We start from the raw sequence: 17,315 nt of genomic DNA on the forward strand, positions 1-17,315 counted from the left end.
AGGATCCGGGCGGGGCCGCGCGAGGTGTCGAGCGTCAGGCCCTCGTCGTCGACGCGCAGCACCACGCCGAGCACGTCGGTGAGGTGCGGCCCGTCCGGCGGGGCCGGCACGAGGCGGCGTCGGACGACGACGCGCGTGCCGGCAGTGGCCTCGCGCCACGGCCGGGCGGGAGGGGCGCTCACCGTCCGGGCCTCGTGGCGGCGGGGGGTGGGTCGGGGAGTGGACACCGGATCGTGCGCGTGCGCATGTGGGGAATACTAGGGACGACCCGTCAAGTGGAGGACCGACCGTGACGTATGTGATCGCCGAACCCTGCGTGGACGTCAAGGACAAGGCGTGCATCGAGGAATGTCCCGTGGACTGCATCTACGAGGGCAAGCGGTCGCTGTACATCCACCCGGACGAGTGCGTGGACTGCGGGGCGTGCGAGCCGGTGTGCCCGGTCGAGGCCATCTACTACGAGGACGACGTCCCCGAGCAGTGGAGCGAGTACTACAAGGCCAACGTCGAGTTCTTCGACGACCTGGGCTCGCCGGGTGGCGCCGCCAAGATGGGGCAGATCGACAAGGACCACCCGATCATCGCGACGCTGCCGCTGCGCGTGCACGGCGACTGACCTTCGTCACCGGTGGGACTGCTGACCGGCGCGCTGCCGGACTTCCCGTGGGACACGCTGGTGCCGTTCGCGCAGCAGGCGCGCGCGCACGAGCGGGGCATCGTCGACCTGTCGGTCGGCACGCCGGTGGACCCGACGCCGGCGGTGGTGCGCGACGCGCTCGTCGCGGCGGCGGACTCGCCGGGGTACCCGACGACGTGGGGGACCGCGGACCTGCGTGAGGCGGTCGTGCGGTGGTTCGCGCGGCGCCGCGGTGTCCCGGGCCTGGACCCGGCGGGGGTGCTGCCGACCGTCGGCTCGAAGGAGCTGGTCGCGCTGCTGCCGGCGCTGCTCGGGCTGGGGGAGGGCGACACGGTGCTGCACCCGGCGGTCGCGTACCCGACGTACGACGTGGGGGCCCGGCTCGCGGGCGCGGTGCCCGAGCCGTGCGCGGACCCCGCGGAGCGGCTCGCGCGCGGGCGCGGCGACGTGCGGCTGGTGTGGCTGAACTCGCCCGCCAACCCGCACGGCGCGGTGCTGGGCGTCGACGAGCTCGCGGCCGTGGTGGCCGCCGCCCGTGATGCCGCGCGGCGGGACGGCCGCCCGGTCGTCGTGGCGTCCGACGAGTGCTACGCGGAGCTCGCGTGGGACGAGCCGTGGGCGAGCGACGGGGTGCCGAGCGTGCTCGACCCTCGGGTGTCGGGCGGCGACGTGACCGGTCTGCTCGCGGTGTACTCGCTGTCGAAGCAGTCGAACCTCGCGGGGTACCGCGCGGCGTTCGTCGCGGGGGACCCGGCGCTGGTCGCGGGGCTGCTCGAGACGCGCAAGCACGCGGGCATGATCGTGCCGGGGCCGGTGCAGGCGGCCATGACGGTCGCGCTCGACGACGACGCGCACGTGGCGGCGCAGCGTGAGCGGTACCGCGCGCGCCGCGCCGTGCTGCGCGCGGCGTTCGAGGAGGCCGGGTACGCGGTCGACGAGTCCGCGGCGGGCCTCTACCTGTGGGTGCGGCCGGCGGGCGGCGAGCAGGACTGCTGGCAGACGGTCGCCGACCTCGCGGGGCTGGGCGTCCTCGTCGCGCCGGGTGCGTTCTACGGCCCGGCCGGCCGGGGGCACGTGCGGGTCGCGCTGACCGCGTCCGACGAGGCGGTCGCGGAGGCCGCGGCGCGGCTGCGCGGCGCGTGACCGACGTGCTGTGACTTGATTCACAGCGGGTCAGGTCGTCCCAGGATTCGTCACCGCGCGCCGGGCGCAGGTACCGTCGTCGGCAGGCCAACGGAGGCCACCGCTGCGGCCGCAGGGCCGACGTCGGCGACGACCAGAGCGCGATCTGCGCAGGTCGTGGCAGGAAGGAACGCCATGTCCGAGACCCTCACCTCCCCGGTCCAGCTGGTCGTCAGTGGCCAGGCCAAGGACCTGCCGGTCGTCACCGCGACCGAGGGGAACGACGGAGTGGTGGTCTCGACGCTGCTGCGCGACACCGGTCTGGTGACCGTGGACCCCGGCTTCATGAACACCGCGTCGTGCGAGTCGAAGATCACGTACATCGACGGCGACGAGGGGATCCTGCGCTACCGGGGCTACCCGATCGAGCAGCTGGCGGCGTCGTCGACGTTCCTCGAGGTCGCGTACCTGCTGATCCACGGCGAGCTGCCGACGCCGGCCGAGCTGGACGCGTTCAGCGAGCGCGTCAACCGGCACACGCTCGTGCACGAGGACTTCCGCACGTTCATGGGGACGTTCCCGCGCGGAGCGCACCCGATGGCCGTGATGTCGTCGGCGATCAACGCGCTGTCGACGTTCTACCCCGAGTCGCTCGACCCGTTCGACCCGGAGACGGTCGAGCTCGCGACGGTGCTCATCCTCGCCAAGACGCGCACCATCACCTCCTACGTGCATCGCACGTCCAAGGGTGAGCCGCTGCTGTACCCGGACTACAGCCGCGGGTACGTCGAGGACTTCCTGCGCATGACGTTCGCCGTGCCGTACCAGCAGTACGAGCCGGACCCGGTCGTCGTCGAGGCGCTCGACAAGCTGCTGATCCTCCACGCGGACCACGAGCAGAACTGCTCGACGTCCACGGTCCGCATCGTCGGCTCGTCGCACGCGAACCTGTACGCGTCCGTCGCGGCCGGCATCAACGCGCTGTCGGGCCCGCTGCACGGTGGCGCGAACGAGGCCGTGCTCACGATGCTCGACGAGATCAAGGCGAACGGCGGCGACGCCACGGACTTCATGCGCCGCGTGAAGAACAAGGAGCAGGGTGTCCGGCTCATGGGCTTCGGGCACCGGGTCTACAAGAACTACGACCCGCGCGCGGCGATCGTCAAGGAGAGCGCGCACGCGGTGCTCGAGGCGCTGGGCGCGGCCGACGAGCTGCTCGACATCGCGATGACGCTCGAGGAGATCGCGCTCAACGACGACTACTTCATCTCGCGCAAGCTGTACCCGAACGTCGACTTCTACACGGGCCTGATCTACAAGGCCATGGGCTTCGACCGGGCGATGTTCACGCCGCTGTTCGCGCTGGGCCGCATGCCCGGCTGGATCGCGCAGTGGCGCGAGATGATGACGGACCCCGCGACCAAGATCGGCCGGCCGCGCCAGGTCTACACCGGCGAGGTCGCGCGCGACTACGTCTGCGCCGACAAGCGCTGACGTGACCGGCACCGGCGGCCCCGACGCGCGGCGCGCCGGTGCGCTCCCGCCCGGGGTGGCCGGGCCGCTGTCCGTGGTCGCGTTCGTCTGCGAGCTCGGGCTGCTCGTGCTCGCCGGGGTGACCGGGTGGCGCCTCGGGCAGCGGATCGACGTGCCCGCGCAGGACGCGCTCGCGGCCGTGCTGGCGGTGCTGCTCGTCGCGGTCGTCGTGATCGTATGGGCGCGGTGGAACGCGCCGCGCTCGCCGTCGCGGCTGCCGTGGCCGTGGCGCTACCTCACGCAGCTCGCGCCGTTCGTCGCCGTCGCGCTCCTCGCCGGCCTGGTCGGGCTCGGGTGGTGGGGCGCGGTGCTGACGGTCCTGGCCGCGGTCGCGTTCGGGTTCTCGCGCGGTGGTCAGGACGCCGCGACGACGCGGGGTGCGGCCCCTCGTCCGTGAGCGGGGCTCACGAGTCGATGCGCACCGTGCCCGCGGTGCGCGCGCCCCGGTCGTTCGCCGTCCACGTGCCGCCCTCTCGCGTCCACGAGCGGTCCGCGACGTCGACCCGCCGGGTGCCGAGCTCGTCGGCGGTCGCCACGGCCCACGCCGCGACCGCCCACGCGGACCGTGCGGCGTCGTCGCCCAGACCGCGCGCGTCGACCACGACGCCCGCCGGCTCGTCGCCGCCGCCGAACGCCCGCGCGGGGACGTCGCCGAGGTCGCGCCGCACGCGGGTCAGCACCGCGTCCGGGTCCCCGCCGTCGCCCGCCGGCAGCGTGCACGCGATCGTCGCGGGGGAGTGCCCGGTCAGGCCGGACGCCCACGCGCGCGCCCGGACCTCGTGCTGCGCGTACGCCTTCGGGAACGCGGACCGTTGCACCGCCTGCGCGGCGTCGGTGACCTCCATGTCCTCGTAGCCCGGGACCTTCACGAGCCCGTCGTAGAACTTCCCGACCGAGTAGACCGGGTCCATGATCTGCTCGACCGTGCCCCAGCCCTGCGAGGGTCGCTGCTGGAACAGCCCGATCGAGTCCCGGTCGCCGTAGTCGATGTTCTCGAGGCGGGACTCCTGCAGCGCGGTCGCGATCGCGATCGTCACGGCACGCGCGGGCAGCCCGCGGCGCTGCGCGACCGCGGCGAACAGCGCGGCGTGCTGCGCCTGGTCGGCGCTCAGGCTCCACGCGGTGCCGTCGAGCGTCGCCGTGCACCGCGCGACCACGGGGACCTCGGGCTCGAGGCGCTCGAGCGCGGTCACGACGAGCGCGACGGCACCGGCCAGGACCCCGACGAGCACCAGCAGCCCGACGAGCGTGCGCGCGGCGCGCCGGCCGCGCCGGGCGCGTGGCCGGCGCCGGCGGTCGGTCACCGCGTTCAGTTGGCGTGCAGCGACGCGTTGAGCCGCACGCCCGTCCCCGTGCGCGCGACCGCCTCGACCCCGCCCGTGAGCGAGTTGCGGCGGAACAGGACGCCGTCGGCGCCCGACAACGTGCGGGCCTTGACGACCGTGCCGTCGTCGTCGCCGAAGCCGACGAGCGTGACCTTGGTGCCCGCGGTGACGTACAGGCCGGCCTCGACCACGCAGTCGTCGCCGAGCGCGATGCCCAGGCCCGCGTTGGCGCCGAGCAGCGTGCGCCGCCCGATCGAGACGACCTCGCGGCCCCCGCCGGACAGCGTGCCCATGATCGACGCGCCGCCGCCGATGTCCGAGCCGTCGCCGACGACGACGCCCTGGGAGATGCGGCCCTCGACCATCGAGGTGCCGAGGGTGCCGGCGTTGAAGTTCACGAAGCCCTCGTGCATGACGGTCGTCCCGGCCGCCAGGTGCGCGCCGAGGCGCACGCGGTCGGCGTCGGCGATCCGCACGCCCGACGGGAGCACGTAGTCGACCATGCGCGGGAACTTGTCGACGCCGTAGACGGTCGGTGCGACCTGGTTCGCGGCGCGCAGGCGTGCGCGCGTGACCTCGAAGCCCTCGACCGCGCACGGGCCGCGGTCGGTCCACACGACGTTCGGCAGCGCACCGAAGATGCCCTCGAGGTTGACGTCGTTGGGCCGCACGAGCCGGTGCGACAGCAGGTGCAGGCGCAGGTACGCGTCGGCGGTCCCGGCGGGCGGGGCGTCCAGGTCGACGACGGTGCGCACGACGTGCACGCGCACGCGGCGCGCTTCGTCGACGTGCTCGTGCAGGTCGGCGGGCGCCTCGGCGTCGTCGTCGGGCGTGCCGAGGGCGGGAGCGGGGTACCAGGTGTCGAGAGTGGTGCCGTCGAGGGTCGTGGTCGCGAGACCGAACCCCCAGGCGGGGCGAGAGCTCATGGTGGCCAGCCTACGGGCGGCTGAATCGTTACCGGTCGGTAACCGATCGCGGCGTGGCTCGCGCGCCCTAGGTGTACTCGGCCATCACGTTGGTGACAGGGCGTTGACGTGGGCGAGGGCCTCCGGCGTAGTGGAGATGTCTCGTCTTCACGATCCGGAGGCCCTCGTGGTTCACGCTAATGCGCGGCTGACGCCGCATGGGAGATGGTTGTTGGTGCAGCGGGTGCGGGTGCAGGGGCGCCCGGTCGCTCATGTCGCCCGCGAGCTGGGTGTCTCGCGCCAGTGCGCGCATCGGTGGGTGGCTCGTTTCGATGCGCAGGGCCGTGCCGGTCTGCAGGACCGGTCCTCGCGTCCGCGACGGTCACCGGCGGTGACCAGCCCTGAGCGGGTCGCACTCGTGCTCGCTGCGCGTGAGCGGTTGCGGCGCGGTCCGGACGAGCTCGCGCGGGCGACCGGAGTGCCGGCGCGGACCGTCTCGCGGATCCTGCGCCGCGCCCACGTGCCCTACCTGTGGCAGTGCGACCCGATCAGCGGTGAGCCGATCCGGGCGTCGAAGGTGACCGCGGTCCGCTACGAGCACGCGCACCCGGGTGACCTCGTGCACGTCGACGTCAAGAAGGTCGGGCGGATCCCGCAAGGCGGTGGGTGGAGAGCGCATGGGCGAGCCGGCACCCAGGCCGCGAAGAAGAAGCGCCCGCTGATCGGCTATGACTACGTCCACGCCGCCGTGGACGACTACTCACGAGTCGCCTACGCCGAGATCCTGCCGGACGAGAAAGGCGCGACCTGCGCGGGCTTCATCGACCGTGCCCTGACCCACTTCGCCGCGCTGGGCACACCCGTCAGAGCCGTCCTCACCGACAACCACTGGTCCTACGCACACGCCCACGAGGTCGCTGCGGTGCTCGCCGCGCACCAGACCGCGCACTGGTTCATCAAGGCCCACTGCCCCTGGCAGAACGGCAAGGTCGAACGATTCAACCGCACCCTCGCCAGCGAATGGGCCTACCGGCATCCATGGACCTCGAACGACCAGCGAACCACCGCCTTCACCACCTGGCTCAACGAGTACAACACTGAACGTCACCACCACGCCGTCGGCGCCGCCCCCGTCACCCGACTGTCACCAACGTGATGGCCGAGTACACCTAGGCTCGGGGACCGTGACGCACCCCGCCCTCGACCCTCGCGGCGACCTGGTCGCCCTCACCCGCGCGATCTGCGACGTCCCTTCCGTCAGCGGAGACGAGCGCGCGCTCGCCGACCTGGTCGAGGACGCGCTGCGCAGCGCCGCGCACCTCGAGGTCCTGCGCGACGGCGACGCCGTCGTCGCGCGCACCCACCTCGGCCGCGCCCAGCGCGTCGTCGTCGCCGGGCACCTCGACACCGTGCCGGTCGCGGACAACCTGCCGACGCGCGTCGTCGGCGACGAGCTGTGGGGGCGCGGGACGGTCGACATGAAGGGGGGCGTCGCGGTCGCGCTCGCGCTCGCGGTGGCGCTCGACGCGCCGACGCGCGACGTGACCTGGGTGTTCTACGACCACGAGGAGGTCGCCGCCGACCTCAACGGGCTCGGCCGGCTCGTGCGGAACCACCCGGACTGGCTCGCGTGCGACTTCGCGGTGCTCGGCGAGCCGTCGAACGGCGGCCTCGAGGGCGGGTGCAACGGGACGCTGCGGGCGGAGGTCCGCCTCGCCGGCGTCGCCGCGCACTCGGCGCGTGCGTGGGCGGGCGTCAACGCCGTGCACGCCGCGGGGGAGGTGCTGCGCCGGCTCGAGGCGTACGAGCCGCGGTCCGTCGACGTCGACGGGCTGGTCTACCGCGAGAGCCTCAACGCGGTCCTCATCAGCGGCGGGACCGCGACGAACGTCATCCCGGACGGCTGCGTGGTGACGGTCAACTACCGGTTCGCGCCGTCGTCGTCGGTCGCCGACGCGCAGGCGCACGTGCGCGAGCTGTTCGACGGCTACGACGTCGTCGTCACCGACGCGGCCCCCGGCGCGCGACCGGGGCTCGACGCACCCGCCGCGCAGGAGTTCGCGGCCGCGGTGCTCGCGGTGACGGGCGGCGCCCCCGCACCCAAGTACGGCTGGACGGACGTCGCCCGGTTCTCCGAGCTGGGGGTCCCCGCGGTGAACTTCGGCCCCGGCGACCCGATGCTCGCGCACAAGGACGACGAACGCTGCCCGCTCGCGCAGCTGCGCACGTCGTACGAGGCCCTGCGCGTCTGGCTCACCTCTTAGGCTGCGGGCATGAGCGACGACGGACAGCCCGCACCCGGCCGCGGCTACCGCAAGGGCCCGGTGCTCCTGCGCGGGCGGCAGATCCCGACGACGACGTCGGACCAACGGCTGCTGAGCGGGCCCTCGGGCGGGGCGGCCTGGTTGCACGACGACCCGTGGCGCGTGATGCGCATCCAGTCGGAGTTCGTCGAGGGGTTCGGGGCGCTCGCGGAGGTGGGGCCCGCGGTGAGCGTGTTCGGCTCGGCGCGCACCCGCCCCGGCTCACCGGAGTACGTGGTCGCGACCGAGGTGGCGCGCCGGCTCGTCGAGGCCGGGTACGCGGTCATCACGGGCGGCGGCCCCGGGATCATGGAGGCCGCCAACCGCGGCGCCAAGGAGGCGGGCGGCGTCTCGATCGGGCTCGGCATCGAGCTCCCGTTCGAGCAGGGCATGAACGACTGGGTCGACCTCGGCGTCAACTTCCGCTACTTCTTCGCCCGCAAGACGATGTTCGTGAAGTACTCCGAGGGGTTCATCGTGCTGCCCGGCGGGTTCGGGACGCTCGACGAGCTGTTCGAGGCCCTCACCCTCGTGCAGACGCACAAGGTCATCGAGTTCCCCATCGTGCTCGTCGGGCGCGCGCACTGGCAGGGGCTGCTCGACTGGATCACCGGGCCCGTGGTCGCCGCCGGGCTCATCTCGCCCGTCGACCGCGAGCTGATCCAGGTGGTCGACACCGCCGAGGACGCCGTGCGGGTCGTGCTCGAGCGCGGCGCGGAGCTGCGCGCCGCCGAGGAGGCCGCGACCGCGCAGGCCGAGGCCGCGCAGGAGGCCGCCGACGCGGCGTCCGACGAGCCGTGACGGGCGCTCCCGGCACGGCCGGACCCGCCGGGAGCGAGCCCGGCGGCCTCGCGGGCGTGCCCGCAGCGGGCGCCACGCTGCGCCTGCGGGACCGCGTGCTGGGGCCCGACCACCCCGTCGTCATGGCGGTCGTCAACCGCACGCCGGACTCGTTCTACGCACCCGCCCGGTACGACGAGGCGGGTGCCGACGCGGCGGTCGCGCGCGCCGAGGAGGAGGGCGCGGACATCGTCGACCTCGGCGGCGTGCGGGCGGGGCGCGGGCCGCGGGTCGAGCCCGACGAGGAGCTCGCGCGCGTGATCCCGCTGGTCGAGCGCGTGCGCCGGCGGCACCCGGGTCTGCTCGTGAGCGTCGACACGTGGCGCTCGTCGGTGGCGCGGGCGGCCGCGCTCGCGGGCGCCGACCTGGTGAACGACACGTGGGCGGGGCACGACCCGGAGCTCGTCGCCGTGGCCGCCGAGCACGGGATGGGCGTCGTGTGCTCGCACACGGGCGGCGCTCGCCCGCGCACCGACCCGTTCCGCGTCGCGTACCCGCACGGACCCGGGAGCGACGCGACAGACCCGCTCGACGGCGTCGTCGAGGACGTGGTGGCGACGCTCGCCGCGGCCGCCCGGCGGGCCGTCGACCTCGGGATCGACCCCGCGAGCGTGCTCGTCGACCCGACGCACGACTTCGGCAAGAACACGTGGCACTCGCTGCACCTGGTGCGCCGCACCTCCGCGCTCGTCGCGCTCGGGTACCCGGTGCTCATGGCGTTCTCGCGCAAGGACTTCGTCGGCGAGACGCTCGGCCTGCCCACCGAGGAGCGGCTCGAGGGCACCCTCGCCGCGACCGCGGTGGCGGCGTGGCTCGGCGCGCGCGTGTTCCGCGCGCACGACGTGCGGGCGACGCGCCGCACGCTCGACATGGTCGCCGCGATCCGCGCCGACCGCGCACCCGAGCACGCGGTGCGGGGGCTGGCGTGACCGCGGCCGTGCAGGGGCCCGCGCAGGGGTCCGCACAGGGGTCCGCGCAGCCCACCGGCGAGCACGACGTCGTGCGGCCGGCGCGCCGGTGGTGGGACCCGCGCACGTGGGCGTGGTGGGTGCAGGTGCTCGCGGTGTACGCGCTCGCGCGCGGCCTCACCGCGGTGCTGGTCCTGCAGGCCGCCGCGCACCAGGGGGCCACCCCCTGGGCGGACGCGCACCCGTCGTACGCGCAGATGACCGGGCTGTTCTGGGACGCGGGCTGGTACCACCGCATCGCCGACGAGGGCTACCCGGACACCCTGCCCGTCGACGAGGCGGGCCGCGTGCAGCAGAGCGCGTGGGCCTTCTTCCCGCTGTACCCGATGCTCGTGCGCGGGCTCATGGCCGTCACGACCCTCGGGTGGGAGGTCGTGGCGCCGACGACGTCGTTGCTGCTCGGCGCGGCCGCGATGCTCCTGGTGCACCGCGCCGTGGCGCACGGCGCGCCGCGCGCGTGCGCCGCGTGGCCCGGGCTGCCGCTCGCGACCGTCGTGCTCGTGGCGGTGTTCCCCACCTCGCCCGTGCTGCAGGTCGCGTACACCGAGTCGCTCGCGCTCCTGCTCGTCGCCGCCGCGCTGCTGCTGCTGGTGCGCCGGCACTACCTCGCGTGCGCGGGTGTGCTCGTCCTGCTCGGGCTGACCCGTGCGGTCGCGCTGCCGATGGCCGTCGTCGTCGGCGTGCACCTGCTGGCGCGGTGGGTGGCGGCGCGGCGCGGTCGTGAGGCGTTCCCGGGCCGGGACGTCGCACAGGTGCTGGGGCTCGGCGTCGTCGCGGTCGTCTCGGGCTTCGCGTGGCCCGCGGTGTGCGGCTGGGTCACGGGTGTGCCCGAGGGGTACCTGCGCACGCAGGAGGCGTGGCGCGGGGTCCGTGAGGTCACGCCGTTCGGCGGTTGGGACTACGTGCTCCGGTTCTGGTTCGGCGACGCCGGCTGGTGGGTGCTCGCCGCGGCCGCGGTGTTCGTCGTCGCGCTGCTCGTCGTGCCCGCCGCCCGGCGGCTGGGACCCGAGCTGCACGCGTGGCCCGCCGCGTACCTGCTCTACCTCGCGGCGGCGATCGAGCCCGGCAGCAGCCTCGCGCGGTTCCTCGTCCTCGCCTTCCCCGCGGGGGCGATCACGGCCGGCGTGGTGCGCCGGCCGGGGGCCGCGCGGTGGGCGTGGTTCGCGGGTGTCGTGGTGCTCATGCTGGTCCTGCAGGCGGTCTGGGTGTGGCGGTTCTGGCGCCTGACGAGCGGCTGGCCGCCGTGATGTCCGGCCTGTGAACTAGGATGGCCCACGGACATCCGGCACCACGGGATCGCAGGTGGTGCGGGCACGAGCGGCGCGCTAGCGCTGCACGGCGACCGCACCGGGGCACCCGGTCGGGACGCACGAGGCGAAGGAGAGGCCACGCATGGCCGCGATGAAGCCGAGGACCGGAGACGGACCGCTCGAGGTGACGAAGGAAGGACGCGGGATCGTCATGCGCGTCCCGCTCGAGGGTGGTGGTCGTCTCGTGGTCGAGCTGAACGCGACCGAGGCCGCCGAGCTGGGCGAGGCACTGACCTCCGTCGCAGGCTGACGTGGCCGCTGGTCGTCCCCTGACGATCGGCCGGAGCCTGCCGGCCGTCTCGCTCGTCGGCGGCGTCGTGGCGGACAGCCCGCTGCTGACCGAGCCCGACGTCGACGCGGTCGCCGTCCCCGTCGCCCCGGCCGTCGCGGGCGACGAGGACGAGGGTCCTCAGCCGCGCCGCGGCGCGGCGTCGACCGCGGCGCGGTACGGCATCGACCTGGCCGAGCTCGCCGAGCGGGCCGGGCTGAGCGGTGCCGCGGGCGAGGCGTCCGTGGTGCAGCTGCCCCGGCCGGCGGGGTCCGGCGTGACGCTGCCGTGGGCCGGTCTGCCGCCGCGGATCGTGCTGGTCGGCATCGGTGCGAGCACCGACACCGACCTGCGCCGCGCGGGCGCCGCGCTCGCCCGCGCCACGCGTGGCCTGCGGCGCGTCGTGACGACCATCGGCGACGACGCGGGCTACAGCGCGTCCCAGGCCGCACGTGCGGCACGCGCGCTCGTCGAGGGCTACCTGCTCGCCGCCTACGTGCCGATCAGCCTGGCCCGGACACCGTCGGTCAAACCGTCGGCCGACCTGGTGCTGCTCGGGCGTGACGGCACGCGCGCGGGTGCCGCGGTCGACGCGGCGCGCACCGCCGCGTCGGCGACGTGGCTCGTGCGCGAGCTCGCGTCCACCCCGTCGAGCATCAAGAACCCCGCGTGGCTCGCGGACCAGGCGCGCCGCCTGGCGACCGAGGCCGGGCTCCAGGTCACCGTGCGCGGACCCCGCGAGCTCGCGGCCGAGGGCTTCGGCGGCATCCTCGCGGTCGGCTCGGGCTCGGCGTCGCCCCCGCGACTCGTCACCGTGTCCTACACGCCCCCGACGTTCGCGGCGGACGGCAAGCACGTCGTGCTCGTCGGCAAGGGCATCACGTACGACACCGGCGGCCTGTCGATCAAGCCGCGCGAGGCGATGGTCCCCATGAAGACCGACATGGCGGGGGCCGCGGTCGCGCTCGCGACCGTGCTCGGCGCCGCCAAGGCCGGCGTGCTGCACAAGGTCACCGCCGTGCTGCCGCTCGCCGAGAACCACTTCGGTGCCGCGTCCTACCGTCCCGGTGACGTGCTGACGATGTTCGGCGGCACCACCGTCGAGATCGCCAACACCGACGCCGAGGGCCGGCTCGTCCTGGCCGACGCGCTCGCGTGGGCGGACGCCGAGCTGGACCCCGACGTGCTCGTCGACGTCGCGACCCTCACGGGCGCCGCGACCGTCGGGCTCGGCCGGCAGTACGCCGCGCTGTACGGCACGGACGACGCGCTCGTCGCCGCGCTCGAGCGGGCCGGCGCGGAGTCGGGCGAGCGCGCGTGGCCCATGCCGCTGGTCGGCGAGTACGAGGGCGCCGTGCGCAGCTCGGTCGCGGACCTGCGGCACGTGCCCGAGGACGGCAAGACCGGCGCGGGGTCGGTGACCGCCGCGCTGTTCCTGCGGCGGTTCGCGGGTGAGCGGGCCTGGGCGCACCTGGACATCGCGGGCACCGCGCGTGCCACCGCCGACAAGCACGAGGTGACCGAGGGCGCGACCGGCTACGGGGCGCGGCTGCTGCTGCGCTACCTCACCGACCTGCGCTGACCTCGGTCAGCGGCGGACCGCGACGAGCAGGCCGTCGCCGACCGGCAGCAGCGCGGGCTGCAGGCGCTCGTCGGCGCGCACGGCGCGGCCGAGCTCGCGCACGGTCGTCGTCGCCTCGTCGCGGCGCGCCGGGTCCGCCACCCGGTCGTGCCACAGCGCGTGGTCGACGACCAGGACGCCGCCGGGGCGCAGCAGCCGCACGGCCTGCGCGAGGTACTCGGGCGCGGACTCGAGCAGTCCGCCGACGCTCGTCAGGCCCAGGAGCACCAGGTCGTACGCGCCGTCGGTGAGCCGGGGCAGGACCTCGAGCGGCCGGCCCGAGATGGTGCGGGTCCGCGTCGAGCGGATCCCCGCGTCGGCGAACGACTCCTTGGCGGCACGGTGGTGCTCGGCCTCGGAGTCGATCGTCGTCAGCACGCCGTCGTCGGGCATACCGCGCAGGAGGAACAGCGACGCCACACCCGTGCCCGTGCCGATCTCGACCACGGCGCGCGCCTTGGCGGCGGCCGCGAGCAGGGTCAGCGCCGCTCCGGTGCCGGGGGTCACGGCGCTCGCGCCGAGCTGGGCGGCGCGCTCGCGCGCGGCGAGCACCACGTCGTCCTCCGGGAGGAACTCCTCGGCGTAGACCCAGCTGCTGGCCTTGTCGGCGGAGATGATGGACCTCCCGGCGGTGGCGCGTCGGACGCGCGTCGTGCGCCCACGGTCGCGGGCTCGCCCCAGCCTAGTGCGGCACGGCCTGCGGGCCAGCGCGGGGAACGAATCGTGCGGGTGCGGCGTTGGCACTCACGTCACGGACCTCCACGGGTCGCGGGCACCGTGCGGCGCCTGGGACACTGGGCGGTCGGCCGCGGCACACGTCGCGGGCGACCGGGCCACCACCGGTCCGACCACCGAGCGATGAGGGAGCGCGTGCCGAGCGACCAGGCCACCCCCAGCACCCCCACGTGGCAGCCGCCGTCGTGGGAGGAGATCGTGCGCGAGCACTCCGCGCGCGTGTACCGGCTCGCGTACCGCCTGACCGGCAACCAGCACGACGCCGAGGACCTGACGCAGGAGACGTTCGTGCGCGTGTTCCGCTCGCTGCACACGTACTCGCCCGGCACGTTCGAGGGCTGGCTGCACCGCATCACGACGAACCTGTTCCTCGACCAGGCGCGCCGCCGGCAGCGGATCCGCATGGACGCGATGGGCGACGACGACGAGCGCTACGAGAACACGGACCGTCTCGCGACGCCCGAGCGTGCGTTCGAGCACGGGAACCTGGACCACGACGTGCAGCGCGCGCTCGACGACCTGCCGCCCGAGTACCGCGCCGCCGTGGTGCTCTGCGACATCGAGGGGCTGTCCTACGAGGAGATCGCGGTCACGCTCGGCGTGAAGATCGGCACGGTCCGCTCGCGCATCCACCGCGCCCGCGCGCGCCTGCGCGAGTCGCTCGAGCACCGGGCCCCCTCGTCGTCCGCCGCGTCGAGCTCGACGTCCGTGGTGGCGTCGGCGCCGGTCGGGACCCGCGTGGCCGACGAGGTCGGGGTCGCGCCGTGACGTACCACGTCGGGTCCCAGCTCAGCGCGCTCGTCGACGGGCGGCTCTCGGCCGTCGCGACCGAGCGGGTGCTCACGCACGTCGCCGGCTGCCCGCAGTGCGCCGACGAGCTCGCGGCGGCACGGCTGGCCCGGCGTGCGCTGGCCGCCGCGGCGCACGACGACGTGCCCCTCGCCCCGGACCTCACGGCCCGGCTGATGTCGCTCGCGGGGTCCGTCCCGGCGCCCGCCGCCGTGCCCGCGGCCGTTCCGCGGGACCCGTTCGCCCAGCCGGCGCTCGGTATCCCGCACCTGCACGGACGCCGGGCGCGCGCGCTGCGCGGCGAGGTCGGGCCGCGGCGGCAGGTCTCGCGGCTCGCGGCCGGGTCGCTCGCGGGGGTCGGTGCGATCGCCGCGATGCTGTTCGTGCTGGGTGACCGGCCCGCGGTCGCGCCCGTCGGGCACCCGGGGGAGGACCTCGGGCTGCTGGGCAGCGCATCGGCCGCGAGCGTGCTGGCCGCCGCGGCGCAGGAGGCCGGCACCCCGGACGGCGAGCCCGGCCTCGCCCAGTCGCTGCGGGCGCGCGGGTGGACGTTCCCCGACACGCTGCCGGTCGGCTGGAGCGTGACGGGCACGCGGTGGGACGACGACGAGCGCGTGCTCGAGATCGACCTCGCCGGTCCGCAGGGCACGCTCGTCGTGACCGAGCAGGAGGGGCGGCTCGACACGACCGCGCTGCGCGGTGCGGAGCGCGTGACGATCGGCGAGCACGAGGCGTACGTGCTCTCGTACGCGCCGTGGCACGTCGTGTGGCAGTGCGACTCGACCGTCGTGCAGGTGGTCTCCGGCGGGGACGCCTCAGCGATCGTCGAGGCGTTCCCCGCGAAGGCGTTCGACGGAGGGGTGCCCGCGCGGATCTCGCGCGGGTGGTCGACCGTGGCCGGGGCGATCAGCCGCCCATGACGACGCCCGACGAGCCCGCGCGCCCCGCCGACGCGCGCCCCGAGCCCGCCCTGGACCGGCCCGAGGTGGGACCACCCGTGCCACCCGCTCCCCCGGGACCGCCGGCCGCCGCCACGCCACCGGCCGGCTCGCCCACGCCTGCCGCGTCGCCCGCGGGCGGGCTGTTCGCCGAGCCGTACGGACGTCCCGCCAACCCGTACGGCCCGCCCGGGACGTACCCGCAGCTCGGCCACTCGCAGCCGCCCACCGCGCACCCGCAGGCGGTGCACGTCGGCGCGCAGCCGCACGGGCTCACGCCGCCCGGACCGCAGGCCGCGCCCGCACCCGTCCCCGTCCCCGACGTGGGTGCCCCGAGCCCCGCGCCCTGGTACGCGCCGTACGGCGCGCCAGGACCGTACGCGCGGCGGGGTGCGCCCGCTGCGCAGCCCGGCCCGGTCCCCGGACCGCCGGGCGGTCCCGGACCGTCGCCGACGGACGAGCGGGGACGCCGGACGCGCCGCGGGCTGTCGGCCGGCTGGGTCGCGGGGCTGGTCGCGCTCGCGCTCGGTGCGGGCCTCGTCGGCGGGGTCGCGGGTGCGCGGCTGCTCGGCGGCGACGACCGCCTCGCCGACGCCGGGCTGCCCGCGGTGGTCACGCGGCCGACGGACGCCGCGGGGAACCCCGTGGGCGGGGCCATGGTCGAGGGCTCGGTCGCCGAGATCGCGGCGACCGTGCTGCCGAGCGTCGTCTCGATCCAGTCGTCGGGCTCGTCGGGCGCGGCCACCGGGTCGGGCTTCGTGCTGCGGCAGGACGGCTACCTGCTGACCAACAACCACGTGGTCGCGGGTGGCACGGGCGCGGGCGGCTCGCTCGTCGTGACGTTCGCGGACGGCCGCGAGGCGCCTGCGGAGCTCGTCGGGAGCACCGCTGACTACGACCTCGCGGTCCTCAAGGTCGACGTCGACGGCCTCGTGCCGCTCGCCCTCGGCGACTCCGACGCGGTGCGCGTGGGAGACCCGGTCGTCGCGATCGGCGCGCCGCTCGGGCTCGAGGGGACCGTGACGACGGGCATCGTCTCGGCGCTCAACCGGCCGGTCTCGGCGGGCGACGAGGCGGAGACCGCGTTCATCAACGCGATCCAGACCGATGCGGCCATCAACCCGGGCAACTCCGGAGGGCCGCTGGTGAACGCGGCCGGCGAGGTCATCGGCATCAACTCCGCGATCGCGCAGCCGCCCGGCCAGACCGCGCAGACCGGCGGGAGCATCGGGCTCGGGTTCGCGATCGGCTCCAACCAGGCCCGACGCACCGCGACCCAGATCATCGAGACCGGACGCGCGACGTACCCGATCATCGGCGTGCTGCTCGACCGGCAGTACTCGGGCGAGGGCGTGCGCGTCGCGTCGGAGGCGCAGCAGGGGCAGGAGCCGGTGAGCCCCGGCGGGCCCGCGCAGGACGCGGGCATCCGGCCGGGCGACGTGATCGTCGCGATCGACGGCCGGCCCGTCACGGACCCCGACGAGCTCATCGTCGCGATCCGCGCGCACGAGCCCGGCGAGGTCGTCGAGCTCACCGTGCGGTCGGACGGCAAGGACCGCACGCTGCAGGTGGAGCTCGACGAGTCGCAGTGACGCGGGTCGGACGATCGCGTCGGTGGGCCGGTGCGACCGGGGTAGCCTGAGCCGGTGTTCGACATCAACGGCGGCGAGCTGATCGTGCTCCTCGTCGTCGCGGCCCTCGTCATCGGGCCGCAACGGCTGCCGGCGTACGCCGAGCAGCTCGGCGTCCTCGTGCGCCGCGGCCGCGACTGGATCACGCAGGCGCGCACCCGGCTCGACGAGGAGACCGCCGACCTCGGTGTCGACTGGGAGGCCCTCGACCCCCGCAAGTACGACCCGCGACGCATCGTGCGCGACGCGCTCCTCGACGAGCCGGCAGCGCCCGCGCGTCGTGGCGCGGCGCCCGCCGCCGGTGCCGCCGTGCCCCGCCCGGCCCCGCTCGTCGGGCCGCCCCCGTTCGACGACCAGGCCACCTGAGCGTCGACGCCGCCGACCCACAGC

The 17,315-nt window shown here is 75.1% G+C and carries 18 protein-coding genes; 15 read left to right on the plus strand and 3 right to left on the minus strand.

The genetic code is table 11. The annotated features are described in order from the left end of the window. Positions 1 to 289 precede the first annotated feature (289 nt). The 4 genes from fdxA to CBP52_RS00345 all read left to right on the plus strand — a co-directional run bounded on the left by fdxA (position 290) and on the right by CBP52_RS00345 (position 3,689). The gene (gene fdxA, locus CBP52_RS00330) at positions 290 to 616 is read left to right on the plus strand and encodes a ferredoxin (protein ID WP_094179349.1); all 327 of its coding nucleotides are present in this window, start codon (positions 290 to 292) and stop codon (positions 614 to 616) included. Positions 617 to 628: 12 nt separating this feature from the next. Next, positions 629 to 1,780, plus strand: a complete 1,152-nt coding sequence (gene dapC / locus CBP52_RS00335) for a succinyldiaminopimelate transaminase (RefSeq protein ID WP_094179350.1) — start codon at positions 629 to 631, stop codon at positions 1,778 to 1,780. 174 nt (positions 1,781 to 1,954) lie between these two features. Next, positions 1,955 to 3,253, plus strand: a complete 1,299-nt coding sequence (locus CBP52_RS00340; protein WP_094179351.1) for a citrate synthase — start codon at positions 1,955 to 1,957, stop codon at positions 3,251 to 3,253. A gap of 1 nt (position 3,254) precedes the next feature. Continuing rightward, positions 3,255 to 3,689, plus strand: a complete 435-nt coding sequence (locus tag CBP52_RS00345) for a YrdB family protein (protein ID WP_094179352.1) — start codon at positions 3,255 to 3,257, stop codon at positions 3,687 to 3,689. 7 nt (positions 3,690 to 3,696) lie between these two features. Here the strand turns inward: CBP52_RS00345 and CBP52_RS00350 are convergent, their stop codons facing one another. Both CBP52_RS00350 and dapD read right to left on the minus strand, forming a co-directional pair. Beyond that, a complete protein-coding gene (locus CBP52_RS00350) occupies positions 3,697 to 4,596 on the minus strand; it encodes a hypothetical protein (protein ID WP_094179353.1) in 900 nt (299 codons plus the stop codon). A gap of 5 nt (positions 4,597 to 4,601) precedes the next feature. After that, positions 4,602 to 5,543 carry a 2,3,4,5-tetrahydropyridine-2,6-dicarboxylate N-succinyltransferase gene (gene dapD / locus CBP52_RS00355; protein WP_094179354.1) on the minus strand — a complete coding sequence of 314 codons (942 nt, stop codon included), beginning with the start codon at positions 5,541 to 5,543 and terminating at the stop codon, positions 4,602 to 4,604. Between the two features lie 166 nt (positions 5,544 to 5,709). On the opposite strand from dapD, the gene CBP52_RS00360 reads away from it, so the two are divergent. The 7 genes from CBP52_RS00360 (at position 5,710) to CBP52_RS00390 (ending at position 12,793) form a co-directional block, all read left to right on the plus strand. Next, entirely contained in the window at positions 5,710 to 6,678 is a 969-nt protein-coding gene (locus CBP52_RS00360; RefSeq protein ID WP_157732448.1) for an IS481 family transposase, read from the plus strand. A 28-nt stretch (positions 6,679 to 6,706) separates the two neighbouring features. Continuing rightward, positions 6,707 to 7,786 (plus strand): succinyl-diaminopimelate desuccinylase, encoded by a 1,080-nt coding sequence (gene dapE, locus CBP52_RS00365; RefSeq protein WP_094179355.1) that lies wholly within the window; start codon positions 6,707 to 6,709, stop codon positions 7,784 to 7,786. Between the two features lie 9 nt (positions 7,787 to 7,795). Continuing rightward, positions 7,796 to 8,626 (plus strand): TIGR00730 family Rossman fold protein, encoded by an 831-nt coding sequence (locus CBP52_RS00370; protein ID WP_094179356.1) that lies wholly within the window; start codon positions 7,796 to 7,798, stop codon positions 8,624 to 8,626. Further along, positions 8,623 to 9,594 carry a dihydropteroate synthase gene (gene folP, locus CBP52_RS00375; protein ID WP_232514581.1) on the plus strand — a complete coding sequence of 324 codons (972 nt, stop codon included), beginning with the start codon at positions 8,623 to 8,625 and terminating at the stop codon, positions 9,592 to 9,594. The genes CBP52_RS00370 and folP overlap by 4 nt, the downstream gene beginning before the upstream one ends. Further along, positions 9,591 to 10,880, plus strand: a complete 1,290-nt coding sequence (locus tag CBP52_RS00380) for a hypothetical protein (protein ID WP_232514582.1) — start codon at positions 9,591 to 9,593, stop codon at positions 10,878 to 10,880. The genes folP and CBP52_RS00380 overlap by 4 nt, the downstream gene beginning before the upstream one ends. 145 nt (positions 10,881 to 11,025) lie before the next feature. Then, positions 11,026 to 11,193, plus strand: coding sequence for a DUF3117 domain-containing protein (locus CBP52_RS00385; RefSeq protein ID WP_013884554.1), 168 nt, complete (start codon positions 11,026 to 11,028; stop codon positions 11,191 to 11,193). 1 nt (position 11,194) lies between these two features. After that, positions 11,195 to 12,793 carry a M17 family metallopeptidase gene (locus tag CBP52_RS00390; protein ID WP_094179357.1) on the plus strand — a complete coding sequence of 533 codons (1,599 nt, stop codon included), beginning with the start codon at positions 11,195 to 11,197 and terminating at the stop codon, positions 12,791 to 12,793. Between the two features lie 6 nt (positions 12,794 to 12,799). Here CBP52_RS00390 and CBP52_RS00395 read toward each other — a convergent pair whose 3' ends face one another. Continuing rightward, positions 12,800 to 13,447, minus strand: a complete 648-nt coding sequence (locus CBP52_RS00395) for an O-methyltransferase (protein ID WP_094182020.1) — start codon at positions 13,445 to 13,447, stop codon at positions 12,800 to 12,802. Between the two features lie 243 nt (positions 13,448 to 13,690). On the opposite strand from CBP52_RS00395, the gene sigE reads away from it, so the two are divergent. Genes sigE through CBP52_RS00415 form a run of 4 tightly spaced genes read left to right on the plus strand, consistent with a single transcriptional unit; the run spans position 13,691 to position 17,291 of the window. After that, the gene (gene sigE / locus CBP52_RS00400; protein ID WP_094179358.1) at positions 13,691 to 14,335 is read left to right on the plus strand and encodes an RNA polymerase sigma factor SigE; all 645 of its coding nucleotides are present in this window, start codon (positions 13,691 to 13,693) and stop codon (positions 14,333 to 14,335) included. Beyond that, positions 14,332 to 15,276: an anti-sigma factor gene (locus tag CBP52_RS00405; protein WP_094179359.1), complete on the plus strand. Its 945-nt coding sequence runs from the start codon at positions 14,332 to 14,334 to the stop codon at positions 15,274 to 15,276. The genes sigE and CBP52_RS00405 overlap by 4 nt, the downstream gene beginning before the upstream one ends. Further along, positions 15,273 to 16,886, plus strand: coding sequence for a S1C family serine protease (locus CBP52_RS00410; RefSeq protein WP_094179360.1), 1,614 nt, complete (start codon positions 15,273 to 15,275; stop codon positions 16,884 to 16,886). The genes CBP52_RS00405 and CBP52_RS00410 overlap by 4 nt, the downstream gene beginning before the upstream one ends. Positions 16,887 to 16,940: 54 nt before the next feature. Further along, complete coding sequence (locus CBP52_RS00415) at positions 16,941 to 17,291, plus strand: twin-arginine translocase TatA/TatE family subunit (RefSeq protein ID WP_094179361.1); 351 nt, start codon at positions 16,941 to 16,943, stop codon at positions 17,289 to 17,291. Positions 17,292 to 17,315 lie beyond the last annotated feature (24 nt).

The sequence above is a fragment of the Cellulomonas sp. PSBB021 genome, from assembly GCF_002240455.1.
In the GTDB taxonomy this organism is placed as follows: Bacteria; Actinomycetota; Actinomycetes; order Actinomycetales; family Cellulomonadaceae; genus Cellulomonas; species Cellulomonas uda.

Excerpts from the sequence above, each read along its gene's own strand:
- CBP52_RS00340 (WP_094179351.1), top strand. The coding sequence starts at position 1,955 with ATGTCCGAGACCCTCACCTCCCCGGTCCAGCTGGTCGTCAGTGGCCAG.
- dapD (WP_094179354.1), bottom strand. The coding sequence starts at position 5,543 with ATGAGCTCTCGCCCCGCCTGGGGGTTCGGTCTCGCGACCACGACCCTC.
- CBP52_RS00370 (WP_094179356.1), top strand. The coding sequence starts at position 7,796 with ATGAGCGACGACGGACAGCCCGCACCCGGCCGCGGCTACCGCAAGGGC.
- CBP52_RS00385 (WP_013884554.1), top strand. The coding sequence starts at position 11,026 with ATGGCCGCGATGAAGCCGAGGACCGGAGACGGACCGCTCGAGGTGACG.
- sigE (WP_094179358.1), top strand. The coding sequence starts at position 13,691 with ATGAGGGAGCGCGTGCCGAGCGACCAGGCCACCCCCAGCACCCCCACG.
- CBP52_RS00410 (WP_094179360.1), top strand. The coding sequence starts at position 15,273 with ATGACGACGCCCGACGAGCCCGCGCGCCCCGCCGACGCGCGCCCCGAG.